This is a genomic window from Mycoplana azooxidifex (assembly GCF_014196765.1).
GTDB lineage: Bacteria > Pseudomonadota > Alphaproteobacteria > Rhizobiales > Rhizobiaceae > Mycoplana > Mycoplana azooxidifex.
Genome location: NZ_JACIEE010000002.1, coordinates 147,569 through 161,563, shown reverse-complemented (window position 1 = coordinate 161,563; position 13,995 = coordinate 147,569). Strand labels below are relative to the sequence as shown.

General features: G+C 66.1%; 13 protein-coding genes. 3 read left to right on the top strand and 10 right to left on the bottom strand.

Features of this window, described 5'->3' with window-relative positions; genetic code table 11:
- Positions 1–58 precede the first annotated feature (58 nt).
- From GGQ64_RS04245 to GGQ64_RS04220, 6 genes are all read right to left on the bottom strand, one after another.
- Positions 59–1,891, bottom strand: a complete 1,833-nt coding sequence (locus tag GGQ64_RS04245) for an ABC transporter ATP-binding protein (protein WP_183799607.1) — start codon at positions 1,889–1,891, stop codon at positions 59–61.
- 2 nt (positions 1,892–1,893) lie between these two features.
- Positions 1,894–2,763 carry an ABC transporter permease gene (locus GGQ64_RS04240; protein ID WP_183799604.1) on the bottom strand — a complete coding sequence of 290 codons (870 nt, stop codon included), beginning with the start codon at positions 2,761–2,763 and terminating at the stop codon, positions 1,894–1,896.
- Positions 2,760–3,710: an ABC transporter permease gene (locus GGQ64_RS04235; RefSeq protein ID WP_210300140.1), complete on the bottom strand. Its 951-nt coding sequence runs from the start codon at positions 3,708–3,710 to the stop codon at positions 2,760–2,762. The genes GGQ64_RS04240 and GGQ64_RS04235 overlap by 4 nt, the downstream gene beginning before the upstream one ends.
- Before the next feature lie 11 nt (positions 3,711–3,721).
- Entirely contained in the window at positions 3,722–5,239 is a 1,518-nt protein-coding gene (locus GGQ64_RS04230) for an ABC transporter substrate-binding protein (RefSeq protein ID WP_183799601.1), read from the bottom strand.
- Between the two features lie 95 nt (positions 5,240–5,334).
- Positions 5,335–6,816: a M81 family metallopeptidase gene (locus GGQ64_RS04225; RefSeq protein ID WP_183799598.1), complete on the bottom strand. Its 1,482-nt coding sequence runs from the start codon at positions 6,814–6,816 to the stop codon at positions 5,335–5,337.
- 574 nt (positions 6,817–7,390) lie between these two features.
- Positions 7,391–8,479, bottom strand: coding sequence for a D-TA family PLP-dependent enzyme (locus GGQ64_RS04220; protein WP_183799595.1), 1,089 nt, complete (start codon positions 8,477–8,479; stop codon positions 7,391–7,393).
- Between the two features lie 184 nt (positions 8,480–8,663).
- On the opposite strand from GGQ64_RS04220, the gene GGQ64_RS04215 reads away from it, so the two are divergent.
- Positions 8,664–9,527: a MurR/RpiR family transcriptional regulator gene (locus GGQ64_RS04215; RefSeq protein WP_183799592.1), complete on the top strand. Its 864-nt coding sequence runs from the start codon at positions 8,664–8,666 to the stop codon at positions 9,525–9,527.
- 31 nt (positions 9,528–9,558) lie between these two features.
- Here the strand turns inward: GGQ64_RS04215 and GGQ64_RS04210 are convergent, their stop codons facing one another.
- On the bottom strand, positions 9,559–9,954 hold the full coding sequence (locus tag GGQ64_RS04210; protein ID WP_183799589.1) for a RidA family protein: 396 nt from the start codon (positions 9,952–9,954) through the stop codon (positions 9,559–9,561).
- Positions 9,955–10,145: 191 nt separating this feature from the next.
- Here GGQ64_RS04210 and GGQ64_RS04205 point away from each other — a divergent pair, with 191 nt between their 5' ends.
- Entirely contained in the window at positions 10,146–10,544 is a 399-nt protein-coding gene (locus GGQ64_RS04205) for a hypothetical protein (protein WP_183799586.1), read from the top strand.
- Between the two features lie 183 nt (positions 10,545–10,727).
- Positions 10,728–11,240 (top strand): copper chaperone PCu(A)C, encoded by a 513-nt coding sequence (locus GGQ64_RS04200; protein ID WP_246422324.1) that lies wholly within the window; start codon positions 10,728–10,730, stop codon positions 11,238–11,240.
- A gap of 77 nt (positions 11,241–11,317) precedes the next feature.
- Here GGQ64_RS04200 and GGQ64_RS04195 read toward each other — a convergent pair whose 3' ends face one another.
- From GGQ64_RS04195 to GGQ64_RS04185, 3 genes are read right to left on the bottom strand one after another with little or no spacing between them, the layout of a single operon-like run.
- Positions 11,318–12,151, bottom strand: coding sequence for an ABC transporter ATP-binding protein (locus GGQ64_RS04195; RefSeq protein ID WP_183799581.1), 834 nt, complete (start codon positions 12,149–12,151; stop codon positions 11,318–11,320).
- Positions 12,152–12,154: 3 nt separating this feature from the next.
- A complete protein-coding gene (locus tag GGQ64_RS04190; protein WP_183799578.1) occupies positions 12,155–12,991 on the bottom strand; it encodes an ABC transporter permease in 837 nt (278 codons plus the stop codon).
- Between the two features lie 31 nt (positions 12,992–13,022).
- Positions 13,023–13,991: an aliphatic sulfonate ABC transporter substrate-binding protein gene (locus tag GGQ64_RS04185; RefSeq protein ID WP_183799575.1), complete on the bottom strand. Its 969-nt coding sequence runs from the start codon at positions 13,989–13,991 to the stop codon at positions 13,023–13,025.
- Between the last annotated feature and the right edge of the window lie 4 nt (positions 13,992–13,995).

Here is a 13,995-nt window from a genome sequence, read left to right as displayed (position 1 = left end):
CCACTGGCGGGCTTTTTGCTGCGCAGGGCTCCGAAGAACCCTCAGCAGGGCCGGGTCGTCAGGCGGACAGGCTCGCGATCTCCGCCATGGCCGTGTCCTGGACGAAATGGCCGGGAGAGACTTCGAGGTAGGTCCGTTTCGGCGGCACGTAGTCATGGGCGCGGACCGGGCTCTTGATCTCCTCGTTGAGCATTGGCCGCGCCATTCCGCGCCGAGAGGGATCGGGCAGCGGCACGGCGGAGATCAGGCGGCGGGTATAGGGATGCCGGGGATTGCCGAAAATGGCGGCGCGCGGCCCGATTTCCACGATTTCACCGAGATACATCACGGCAACGCGGTGGCTGACGCGTTCGACGACGGCCATGTCGTGGGAAATGAACAGATAGGCGAGTTGCCGCTTTTCCTGGAGATCGAGCAGGAGATTGGAGACCTGCGCCTTGACCGAGACGTCGAGGGCGGAGACCGCCTCGTCGGCGACGATCAGCTTCGGCTCGAGCGCCAGGGCGCGGGCGATGGAGACGCGCTGTCGCTGGCCGCCGGAAAACTCGTGCGGGTAGCGATCGGCCATGGCCGGCGACAGGCCGACCTGCTCCAGCAGTTCGGCGACACGCGCCTTGGACTCACGCTTGCCCATCAGCCCGTGCGCCAGCATCGGTTCGGCGATCGCCGAGCCGATCGTGATGCGCGGGTTCAGCGAGGCGAACGGGTCCTGGAAGATCATCTGCGACGTGCGGCGCATGGCGCGAAGCGCCCTCGTGCCGGCCCTGGTGACATCCTGGCCATCGACGACGATCGATCCTGCGGTCGGTTCGATCAGGCGGATGATGGCGCGCCCGGTGGTCGACTTGCCGCAGCCGGATTCGCCGACGAGCGCCAGCGTTTCTCCGGGGCGCAGATCGAATGAGACGTTTTCCACCGCATGCACGCGCCCGTTCGGCAGGTCGAAGCGGACGGTGAGGTTGTCGACCTTCAGGATCGGGGCTGCCTCCGGCGCGACCGCCTTCGTTTCGCGGCCGCCGGTCGCCATGCCCGTCTCCGGATCGACCTCGGGGAAGCGTCGCGGAGACCGTGCCTCGCCCATGGTCCCGAGGCGGGGGATCGAGGCGAGAAGCGACTTCGTGTAGATCGCCCTGGGTGCGGCAAAGATCTTCTCGGTGGACCCGGTTTCGACCATGTCGCCGCGGAACATCACGACCGTCCGGTCGGCGACCTCGGCAACCACGCCCATGTCGTGGGTGATGAACAGGACGCCCATGTTCTCTTCGCGCTGCAGTTCGCGGATCAGGTGGAGGATCTCCGCCTGGATGGTGACGTCGAGCGCGGTCGTCGGCTCGTCGGCAATCAGGAGCTTCGGCCGGCAGGCGAGCGCCATGGCGATCATCACGCGCTGGCGCATGCCGCCGGAGAACTTGTGCGGATACTCGTGCAGCCGGGCTTTCGCAGCCGGGATGCGGACGCGCTCCATCAGGCGCAGCGCCTCCGCCTCGGCGGCCTTCCATGACAGCGCCTGGTGCAGCACCAGCGCTTCGGCGATCTGGTTGCCGATGGTGAAGACCGGGTTGAGCGACGTCATCGGCTCCTGGAAGATCATGCCGATGGAGCCGCCGCGCACCGCGCGCATCTCGGCCTCGGATGCCTTCAGGAGATCCCTGCCCTCGAGCAGGATACGCCCTTCGCAGCGCGCCCTGTCGGGCGGCAGGAGGCGCATGGTGGAAAGGGCGGTCACGCTCTTGCCCGAGCCGGATTCGCCGACGATCGCCACGGTCTCACCGGCATGCACTTGCAAGCTGATGTCGCGGATGACAGCGCGCCAGCCGTCGGGCGTCCGGAAGGCGGTCGTGAGGTTTTCGATGGACAGCACCGGCTGGCCCGCAGAGGCGTTTTCACGCATGGTCAGCTTTCCTTCGCAAGACGCGGATCGACGAGATCGCGCAGGCCATCGCCCAGCAATTGCAGCGACAGGACCGAGAAGACGATGGCAAGCCCCGGGAAGACCATCAGCCACGGCGCGTTGTTCATGTATTCGCGCCCGGACGCCAGCATCGTGCCCCAGGTCGGCATGTCGGTGGAGACGCCAACGCCCAGGAACGACAGGCTCGCCTCCGCCAGCATCGCCGAGGCGAACACGAACGTCGCCTGCACCAGGATGGGAGAGGCGAGGTTGAGCAGCACGTGGCGCAGCAGGATCTGCCATGTCGGCAGGCCCATGGCGACCGCCGCCTCGATATAGGGCAGTTCGCGCAGCACGAGCGTCGAGCCGCGCACGATGCGGGCCAGCCGCGGCGCGTAGGTGATGCCGAGCGCGAGGATGACGGTTGCGAGCGACGGGCCCAGGGCTGCGACCAGCGCGATCGCCAGGAGGATGTCGGGGAAGGACATCATGGCATCGAGAAGGCGCGAGATCGGCGCGTCGAGCCTGCGGAAGAACCCCGCGGCGACGCCGAGAAGGACGCCGAGCACGGTGGAGATGCACACCACCCCGAGGCTGACGAGAAGCGAGATGCGGCCGGCAAAGATCGCCCGGGAAAAGATGTCGCGGCCGAACTCGTCGGTGCCGAAGAGGTGGCCCAGCGACGGCCCCTTGAGCTTGTTGACGATCGAGAGTTTGTTGGGCGCATAGGGCGCGATCCACGGCGCAAGCAGCGCGGCCAGGACCACGACCAGCAGGATGACGGCACCGAACAGGATGGCGCGATTGCCGAAAAGGCGGCGCAGGCTTGCGGCGAACGGCCGGGCAGCGGATGCGGTCGTCAGGGTCGTCATAGGCGCACCCTCGGATCGACGAGAACGTAGAGCATGTCCACGGCGAAATTGATCAGCACGTAGATCGCGGCGACGACCAGCAACGCGCCTTGGATGACAGGATAATCACGGCGCAGGACGGCCGAGACGACGAGATTGCCGATGCCCGGCAGGCCGAACACCGTCTCGGTCACGACGGCGCCGGCGACCAGCATGGCGATGGAGAGCCCGATGACGGTGATGATCGGGATCATCGCGTTCTTCAAGGCGTGCTTGAGAATGACGCGGCCCTCGCCCGCCCCCTTGGCGCGGGCTGTGCGCACGTAGTCGTCGCCGAGTACATCCAGCATGGCTGCCCGCGTGAAACGGGTGATCAGCGCCGAATTGACGACCCCCAGCGCGATCGCGGGCAGGACGAGGTGATGCAGCCGCACGAGGAAAGTCGTATCCGGGCCGCCATAGCCCGACGCCGGGAACCAGCCCTGACCCACGGCGAGCACCTGGATCAGCAGGAGGCCGAGCCAGAAGCTGGGCACGCTCGCCGCCACCATGGTCAGCGTGACCACGATCTGGTCGAACAGCGTGCCGCGTCGGACGGCGGAGAGTACGCCGACCGGCAGCGCGATCGAAACCGCGATCAGGATCGAGAACAGCGTCAGGAAGAAGGTGGGCTCTGCCCGTGAGGCCAGCGCCTGTGTGACGGGCTGGTTGAGAAAGATCGACTGGCCGAGATCGCCCCGCAGCAGGCCCAGCACGAACTGGACATACTGGACGATCAGCGGCGCATCGAGCCCCATCTTTGTGCGCAGGTCGGCGATGTCCTGGGGCGTGGCGTCCGACCCGAGCATCACGGCGGCCGGATCGCCCGGCGTCACCCGGACGATGACGAAAACAACCGTCACGACGATGGCGAGCACGACCAGCATGCCCCCAAGCCTGTTCAAGAGTGTCCGGGCGATCCGTGCCATGGTCCTATGCCTCAGTTCTTCGGGGTGACGTTCCAGAAGTGCGGCCAGTAGGTCGGCGTATAGCCGCCGACCGTTGCTGCGACACCTGCAACCGCATTGAAGTTGCCGACCTTGAACAGCGGTGCGTCGTCGTAGATGACCGTCTGGATCGCTTCCCAGGCCTTGAGCTTGTCGTCGTCGCTCGTGGCTTCCATGTAGGCGGCGACGGCCTTGGCCTTCTGGTCGGAGACGTACCAGCCCGGATAGCTGTCGGTGATGGTGTTGATCGTGGTCGGGTCGCCCGGGAAGTTGGAATGGGTGATGAAGATGTCCCATTCCTTCGGGTCGGCGCGGCGGGTGGTCAGCGTTGCCCAGTCGACCACCTGCAGGTCGACCTTGAAGCCGGCGGCCTCGAGATAGGCCTTGGCCACTTCACCGATCTTGTAGTGGAACTCGTATTGGCGGCTGGTCATGAGGCGGATCGGGGTGCCGTCATATCCGGCCTCCTCGAGCAGCTTTGCCGCAGCCTCCGGATCGCCTTCGCCGTACCGGGCCACGCCCGCTTCGGTATGCCAGAAGGAGCCGGTCGGGAAGAGCGAGGCATCGACACTGAAGAAGCGGTCGTCGGAGAAGGCCGCCAGCATCATGTCGGAGGGGTTGAGGGCGACCTGGACTGCCTGCCGGAGCGCCTTGTTCGTCAGCGGGCCCTGCTGCATGTTCATGTTGAGCGAAGCCCAGCCGGCATTCTCGAAGATCACCGGCTTGGCGTTGCCGCTCGCCTCGACGCGTTCAAACGCGCTGACGGGGAGAGAGTCCGCGTAATCGAACTGGCCGGAAATCAGGCCCTCGACACGAGTGTTCGCATCCGGCACCGGCACGAAGCGGACTTCCTTGGCGATCGCCTCGCGCTTGCCGGCATAGTTGCTCGGCTCGCCTTCGGGCGACGCGTAGTCCTCGAAGCGGACAAGCTGGGTATACTGGTCGGGCTTGCGCTCCTTGAGGGCGTAGGGACCGGTGCCGACGAACTCGGTAAGCGTATCGGCCACCTTTTCCGAAGGCAGGATGATCGACGCCTGCGACAGCGTCGCCAGCAGCGGAGCGTAGCGGGACTTGAGCTTGACGACGACGGCGTTGGCGCCGTCCTCGGTCAGGCTCTCGACGATCCCGGCGACCTGCTTGCCCTTGGAGTTGACGGCCATCCAGCGCGTCAGCGAGGCGACCACGTCCTTGGCGTCGAAGTCGCTGCCGTCGTGGAACTTCACGCCTTCGCGCAGCGGAATGCGGTAGATCAGCCCGTCTTCGGAGACCTCGGGCATCGCGGCTGCCAGCAGCGGCACCGACTTCCACTGGGCGTCGTAGGTATAGAGCGTCTCGAAGATGTGCTGGTCGATCATCAGCACGATGTCGGTGGGCGTCTGCATGGCATCGAGCGTCGGCGGTTCGCCGATGGTGGCAACCGTCAGGATGCCATCGGACGCCTGCGCCGCGGCAAGGCCGGTCGATGCGGCCAGAGCGGACGCCAGAGTGGCAATGAGAAATGTCTTCTTCATGAGGTTCCCTTCCTTTTTTTGACATGGCGTACGCGCTTTTGCGCAGGCCGGCTTCTCGCAACATGGTTCGAGGCGGCACGGACGCCGCCCCCGGGTCAGCTTTCCAGGCCCAGCGGATCGGCAACGCGCGGCCACAATTCGAGGCTCGCTTTCCTGTAAGGCGTCGTTGCCGGGTCGGTGGGATAGGAGGTCGGCGCGGCTATGTAGACGATCTCGGAAGCGACCGGCTGAAAGCCTGCGTGAAAGTGGTTGGTCGATTTCACCAGCAGCATGGTCTTTGCGGCGAAATCTATGCCGAGGTTGGAAAAGATGTCCGGCTCGTAGGTCTGCGTGCGGCTGGTGATCAGGACGATGTCGATCGAAGTCCCGACCGGGCGGACGACCGCGGCACTGCCGAGCGTCACGCGGCTGTTGCGGAAGCTCTGCCAGCCGGCATCGACGACGCGCTCCACGCGGACCCGCAGATCGAGCGGCTCGCCGCCCTGCGGGCCGGACTTGCCGCCGATGCGCAGGTCGAGTTCCGCCCCCTCCCCTGCCGCATGGCAGAAGGAAACGGCGACGGGATCCCAGATGGTGGCAACGGCGAAGTCGTCGAGGCCGCGCTCGATCATCCGGCGAAGGACGTAGGTGGCATCGCCCGCCACGCCGCCACCCGGATTGTCCCAGACATCAGCGATCACGACCGGCTTGTCGGACCGGGAGGTGCGCAGTTCCAGCGCGCGGTCGAGCCCGGCCTCGGTGTCGAGCATCGGCATGGCCGTCTGCCTGCGCATCCGGTAGAGCTCGTGCCCGAGTGTCCTGGCGAGCGCATCGCCCTTGGCCTTATCGTCGTCGGTGACGACGACGATGCGCGTTCCCATGTCGGGCACGTCGCCGGCCATGAAGCCGTGGATGACCGAAATCGAGGCGACGCCGTCCTTACCTTCCAGTGCCTTCAGGCGATCGACGAAGGAGCGCATCGGCTCGCGGCTGGTCGGATAGATCGTGATCATCCGGCAGTCGAAGGTGGAGATCGCCGGCTTGAACCCTTCGCGCAACGCCCGAAGCGCGAGATCGACGACGTGTTCGCCGCGCTGCTCGAAATCCGTGTGCGGAAATTCGAGGAAGGTCGCCATGAGGTCGAGATTGGCGAGGCGGAGCGCCGTCAGGTGGCTGTGCGGATCGAACTCCGCGGCAACGAGGATGTCGGGACCGACGATCGCGCGGACCTTCGAGAGGAAGTCGCCTTCCGGGTCGTCGTAGCCCTGCGCCACCATGGCGCCATGCAGGCCAAGGACGACGCCGTCGACCGGCAGGGCTGCCTTGAGTTCACCGAGGATCCGGTCGCGCAGCGTCTCGTAGGTCTGGCGCTGGATGAGGCCGGCCGGTTCGGCCCAGCAGGACGTGCCCTCGATGACGGTGAAGCCCTCGGCGCGTCCGCGGCGGCGCAGGATCGGCACGACGGACGAACAGAGCGTGGGCGTGTCGGGATGCTCGCCCGGCCCGGCGTAAAACGCCGCCTTGAAGGCGTGCATGTCGGTCGGGACGGGAGAGAATGTATTGGTCTCGGTCGCCAGTGAGGCGGTAAATATGCGCATCAGATGTCCCAAAGCTGTCCCGGCCCGATGGCCGTCGCCTGCCGACGCCCATGCCGATAGACATGGCGCGCCGCCGTTCTTTTCATGACCGGACGCACTCCGAGGACGTGTTTCGCCCTGCCATGCGCAGCCATCAGGGGCGGCCAAACATGCCAGTCGGCGAATTGCGGCTCATTTCGGAGGCATGCCTGCCTGCTGTCCTGCTCACCCGTTCACTGTAAACCAGTGTAATTTATTTTCTTCATAATGCGTCCATGAGCGCGATTGTCAACGGACTTTCGATTGCGAGCAGTGATTTATGTAATTCCTTTACATATCGCTTGTAACGGGACGAAATTTTTCATGGCCTTCGGCATGCGCACCGCCTGCCGATGCGCACCACGCCGTCCGTTTCCTTTTGCAGATCAGATGCTTCCGGAGCGCATGCGCCCGGCATCGCTCCAAGGCGCGCGGGCACGCCATGAAAAACACGCCGGGAAATCGCCCGAAATTTTCGCCGCCCGGCGCGTCCGGACCGGGCCCGCAGACAGAATCCGGGGCCCGGCGTGAAGAAAGATTTACATCGGCGGGCTTTTCACCACACCGTGCCGCGCGCGTCCACGGCTTCCACGCGGGTGACGACGCCGTCGCGATGGAACACCATGCGGTCGAAGAGGTTGCTGACCACGCAGGTATGGTTGGGCACCACCCTGACCATCGCGCCGACTTCGGCGAAGGTGCCCGCGCAGTCCTTCAGGTCGACCACGGCATGCTCCTCCGACAGGGAGACGATGCGCGCGCCTTCGAAGCCCTCGATCATGCCGTAGTCGCTGAAGCCGAGCAGGTCGGAGGTCAGCGCCTTCGACCCGCAATCGAGGACGACGCGATCGGGCGCCGGCCTGGAGACCACGGTCGCCAGGATATGCATGGCGAGATCGTCCTGCGTGCAGTGACCCGCACGAACCATGCTGCGGTCGTTGTAGACGTAGGTTCCGGCGCGATGTTCGGTGGCGGACGGGACGAGGTGGGCGGAAAACAGGTCCGGCGAGCCGCCGTTGGAGCGCACCGGGCATTCGATGCCCTTCGCCGCCAGGAGTTCCATGGTGCGGACGATGAAGGCCTCGACGCTTTGGGCGCCGCCGGCGGCCGGATAGGTCAGGATGCCGGTAAAGCGAAGGCCGGGCGCGGCAGCGATCCTTTCCGCCAGGGCTGCGGCATCTTCGGGCGTCTGCACGCCGCAGCGCCGGCCGCCGGTATCGCATTCGACCAGGACGGAAAGCGGCCTGCCCGTCTCGAAGGTCGCCGCCAGCCCTTCAACGACCGCAGCACTGTCCGCCACCACGGAAAGGCGCGCCACCCGTTCCTGCAAGGCGCGCAGGCGCTTGAGCTTGGGCGTGCCGAGGATGTTGTAGGTGATCAGGATATCCTCGAATCCGGCATCGGCGAAGATCTCCGCCTCGCTGATCTTCTGGCAGTTGATGCCGACGGCGCCGGCCTCGAGCTGCTGGCGCGCGATGGCGGCGATCTTGTGCGTCTTGATATGCGGACGGAACGCCTTGCCGTGGCTTTCGACGTAGCGCTGCGCCCTTACGATGTTGGCCGCAACGCGATCCTCGTCGATGACCGGCATGGGGGTTGCGACCTGATCGAGCGGCGTGCCGACTTCGGGCCATGGATTGAACATTTGCTACACCTCGTTCTTGGGGAGGAAACGCGCCGTTTGCTGCGGCGCTGTCATTTATTTTCGCCCGAGCACCCGCTTCCGTTGAAGCTCTGTCGCACTATGCTATGAAAAGACACTCGGAAGAAATTCATTTTCACACTGGAACGGCATCGCCAAGGCGACGCCATCGCCTTGGGGAGCCCCTATGGATCTTTTTCACGGCCTCTCCGACGAGGACGGCAAGTTGTCCGGGCTGGAGAAGAAACTCGCCCGGCTCGTGCTCGACGACGTGGAATTCGTGGTCAACTCGTCGATCATCGAGCTTGCCGAGCGGGCGGGCGTCTCGCCCCCGACGGTGACGCGCTTCTGCCGGCGGCTGGGATGCCAGGGCTATTCGGACTTCAAGGTGCAACTGGCGCGGATGACCTATGTCGGGCTGCGCTACCTCAAGCCCGAGGCGCCGACGGCCACGCCCGAGGAGGTCGCCGAAGACATCGTCACCAAGGCGCAGAACGCGCTGTTCGAACTTCATCGCCAACTCGACCTCGTCGTACTCGACAAGGCCGCTCATCTTCTGCGCGGCGCCGAGTTCATCCAGGCTTTCGGCGCGAGCGGAAATTCCGCCATGATCGTCAACGAACTGCATAACCGCCTCTTCCGGCTCGGATGCCGCATCAACGCCTCGAACGACCACAACATGAACATCATGATGTCGGCCGCCGTGCAGCCGGGCACGGTCGTGTTCGGCTCGTCGTTTACCGGCCGCGACCTCGGCCTCGTCCACTGTCTGGAACTGCTCCGGCAGGCCGCCATTCCGACGATCGTGATCACCCAGCCCAATTCGCCTGTCGCTGCCGCTGCAGACGTGGTGATCGCGATCGAAATGCCGGAGGGCAAGAACATCTTCCGTCCCACGTCGACGCGCTACGCCTATCTCGCGGCCATCGACATCCTCGCCAACCTGGTCGCCTATGCCGATCGCACCACGGCGATCAGGGCCCTGCGCAGTATCAAGGAAGAACTGGTGCGCCACCGCGACGGCGACGATCGGCAACTGCTGGGCGACTGAGGCGTCGCCACAGGCTGCGCCCCGGGAGGGGTCAGTCGACCGGCTTGTAGGCGATGACGTCCATCTCCACCTTCGCATCGACCATCAGCGGCGACTGCACGGTGGAGCGCGCCGGGGGATGATCGATGAAGTGCTTCTGGAAGACGGCGTTGAAGCTCGAGAAATCGCGCGCATCGGCGAGCCAGACGTTGACCTTCACCACGTCCGCCAGCGTGCAGTCGGCAAGGGCAAGGACGTCCTTGATGTTGGCGACGACCTGCTCGGTCTGGGCGACGATGTTGCCGACGACGACCTCGCCGTCAACAGTCGGGACCTGTCCGGAGACATAGACGAAGTCGCCGGCCCTGACGGCCTTGGCGAAGGGCCGCCGCTGGCCGCCGGCCTGGGTGTCGGCCGTTTCCAAACGCACCAGTTTCTTACGGGACATGATGGATCCTGCAATTCATTTTCATGTGTTGGACTTATTTTGCGACATTACCGGTCAGATTTAGCAAAGTCCATCAATCGGTGAAAATTATTTCCACGATGCCTAGGCCGCGCACGCCAGTTTGCCGCATTGAACGGCGGATGCGGCGTGGGATATGGTGTTGCCCGTGCCGCAACGGTGCCGGGGAATTCATGGTCGGGCGTCTGAGCTTTGTCGAACACTGCATGGTGCGTGCGCTCTGCACGCTCGCCCTGCTGTTCGTCGGCTTCGCGCACGAACCGGCGGTCGGACAACAGCGGCCGATACCCGCAACCGAGCTTGCGCAATATGTGCTGCCGGACGGTACTCTGCCGGACCTCTGCTCTTCCGAGCATGGCAAGGACAGCCATGGCGAAAGCGACCGGCGCTCCGGCTGCGAAGCCTGCAGGCTTACCGCCGCCGTGCTGCTACCCGCGCCGCAGCACGGTGCGGGCGAACCGATCCTTGCCGAGGCCGACCGGAATGTCGCTTTCCGCACCGAAGCCCACTACCGGCAGCTCTTTCCCCCGAACACCGCCCCGCGCGGTCCTCCCTCCGGCCTGCACGCCTGAGCCGTTGCCGCGATCGCGGCAGCGCCTTCCGTCGCGCCGGGAACAGACTGCCAAGTGCGGCCTGTGCCGGCACTCGGCCGGATCAAGTTTCATGTTCAACAAGTCACATCCGGAAGCCGCTCGAACGCGCATCGAGCTGACAAACCCACCCTTCCACAGAAAGACCAGATAATGGAGACCATCATGAAGAGGCATTTTTCGACACGTCTCGCCCTCGCCCTGCTCCTGTTCGCGCCGGGCCTTGCCCTGGCGCACGACTTCAAGGTCGGCCAGATCGAGATCGACCATCCCCATGCGCGGGCCATGCTGCCGGGGGCGAAAGTCGGCGGCGGCTACCTCACGATCATCAACAACGGTGCCGACGACCGTCTCGTCGCCATCGTCACCACGCGCGCCGGCGACGCCCAGTTGCACGAGATGAAGATGGACGGCGAGGTCATGGTCATGCGCGAACTGAAGGACGGCGTGGCGCTTCCGGCCGGGGCCACGGTGGAGCTCAAGCCCGGCGGCTACCACGTCATGTTCATGAACGTCGGCCAACCCTTCAAGGAAGGCGAGACGGTCAAGGCGACGCTGACCTTCGAGAAGGCCGGCTCCGTCGACGTGGAGTTCGCCGTCGGCCCGGCCGCGGGCGGTGCGCCGGAAAAGAAGCACGATCCCGCCGGGCAGCCTGCGGACGCAGGGCATGGGCAGTAACGCCGCGCGCCGCCGGGCCGACCGCCGAGGCCGTCGCAGCGAAGCCGTGAGGCGCCGCGACTGCCGCAGGTGCGCGCTCAGGGAACGAACGGGACGCGGACGGGTTCGCTGCCCAGGGCGTTTTCGGGGGCGCGAACCGGTGAGCGGTCGGTGGATCGGCCAGGGGAGCGACCGGGGGATCGGTCCAGCGAGCGGTTGAGGGCTGCGACCAGTTGGCGCTTCAGCGCCTCCACCTCCGGCGCGGTGCGTTCCCGCGGCCTCTTCAGGGCGATCTCGATCTCCTCGAGCTTGCGGCCCGGCCAGGGCCGCATGACCACGATCCGGTCGGCAAGAACGGCCGCCTCCTCGATGTCGTGCGTGACGAGGATCATGGTGGTGCCGCTTTCGGCCCAGAGATCGGCCAGATGGTCCTGCAGGTCCGCGCGCGTGAGCGCATCGAGGGCGGAGAAGGGCTCGTCGAGCAACAACACCTCCGGACGGGTGACGAGGGCGCGGGCGATCGCCACGCGCTGCGCCTGCCCGCCGGAGAGCTCCTTCACCCACCGCCCGCCGTATCCGGCGAGACCAACTCGCAGCAAGGCCTCCTCCACCCGCAGTGCGCGGTCGTTCGCGGCGAGATCGGCCAGGCCGAAGCCGACATTGCCGGCAACCGTGAGCCAGGGCAGCAGCCTCGGCTCCTGGAAGATGATGTTGACCAGCGGGTGCGGCTGCGTAAGCGTCGCCCCGTCGAGGACGGCACGCCCGCGCGACGGCTGCTCGAGGCCGGCGATCAGGCGCAGGAGCGTGCTCTTGCCGCATCCGGAACCGCCGATCACGGCGACGATCTCGCCCTCGCGCACGGTGAGGGAGAACGCCTCCAGCGCGTGGACGCCGTTCGGATAGACCTTTGTCAGGTTCTGCAGTTCGAGCATGGCTCAGGCATCCCGCCCATAGGTGTCCTGCCAGCGCAGGAGCGGCGCGGTTCCCAGCACCAGCAGCGTATCGGTCAGCTTGCCGACCGCGGCGAAGGTGAGGATGGCCGCCAGGATCTGGTCGGGCTTGCCGAGCTGCTGGCCGTCGACCAGCAGGTAGCCGAGCCCTTCGGAGGCCCCCATGAATTCGGCGGCGACGACGAACATCCAGCCGAGGCCGAGGCCCGAGCGCAGGGCCACGACGTAGCTCGGCAGCACCGCCGGCAGGAGGATGCGACGCACCAGCGCCGGCCCCGAAAGCCGGAAGACCCGGCCGACCTCGACGATCTTCCGATCGACGGAGGCGACCGCGCCGCTGACGCCGAGATAGACGGGAAAGAACACGCCGACGGCGATCAGCGCGACCTTGGAGGTCTCGAAGATGCCGAACCAGAGAATGAAGAGCGGCACCCAGGCGATCGAGGGGATGGCGCGCAGCGCCTGCAGCGTCGGATCGGCGAAGCGGCTGAGCCGCGGCGAATACCCCGTCAGGGCGCCGGCGATCGTGCCCGCCGCGGCACCGGCGACAAAGCCGACGACAACGCGCCAGAGAGTGACGGCGATGTGACGCACCAGTTCCCCGGTTGCGGCCAGATCGTAGAGCGTGACGGCGATGCGAGAGGGCGGCGGCATCAGCCGCCCCGTCGCAAGACCCGTCCGGACCAGGAGCTCCCAGAGGACGAGGGCGGCGATGGGCAGGACGAAGGCGGCAGCGATCCGCTGGACCCCGAACGGGCGCGGCCTGCACGTCTTCGTTGCGGCTGCCGGGGCTGCGGCACCCGCCAGGTCGAGAAACCCCATCGCCTCACCTCTTTCCGTGTTGTCGCCGCGTCTACTGGCTGATCGAAGCGCCGAAGCTCGGCTCGACCAGTTCACCGGTGACGGCCTTGACGTCGACGGCGGCGGCGACGACGCCTGCCTGCTGCAGGGCGAGACCCGCGGCCTCGATCGTCTGCCGCTGCGCGTCGCCGATCAGCGAATGGCTGAGGTCGGTGCGCTCGAGCTGCCGCGCGATGACGGCATCGGGCAGCTTGGTGGCCTCGATCAGCGCGGCCTTCAGCGCGTCCGGCTCGGCGATCGCCTTGGCGCGCGCCTTCTCGTAGGTCGCGATGACGCGGGTGACGATCTCCGGGTGCTCGGTTGCGAATTCCTCGCGGACGTTCAGCACGCCCCAGGTATTGTTGTCCGGATTGCGGTGGAAGAGCTGGGCGCCGCCCTCGATCTCCGCAGACGCCATCAGCGGATCGAGGCCGGCCCAGGCGTCGACGTCGCCGCGCAAAAGGGCGAGCTTGCCGTCGGCATGCTGGAGCAGCACCAGCGAGACATCCTTTTCCGTCAGACCGGCGTCGGCGAGCGCGCGCACGAGGAAGATGTGCGGGTCGGTGCCGCGGGTGACGGCGACAGACTTGCCCTTCAGGTCCGCGACGCTGGAGATGCCGGCGTCGGGGCGGGTGACCAGCGCCGTCCATTCGGGACGGGAATAGACATAGACGGACTTCACCGGGTTGCCGTTGATGCGGCCGATGAGGGCTGCCGCGCCCGCGGTCGAGCCGAAATCGAGCGAGCTGGCGTTCAGGAACTCCAGCGCCTTGTTGGAGCCCGCCGACTGCACCCAGGTGATGGCGATGCCGTCCTTCTCGAACTCCTTCTCCAGCAGGCCTTCCTTCTTCAGGACGAGGCTCACCGGGTTGTACGTCGCCCAGTCGATGCGGATCTCGGTCGGCTCGTCTGCATGCGCCAGCCCGACGGCTGCAAAGGCGGCTGCGGCAAGGCCGAGGACGATGGAACGAAGCGAAAGCATTTGA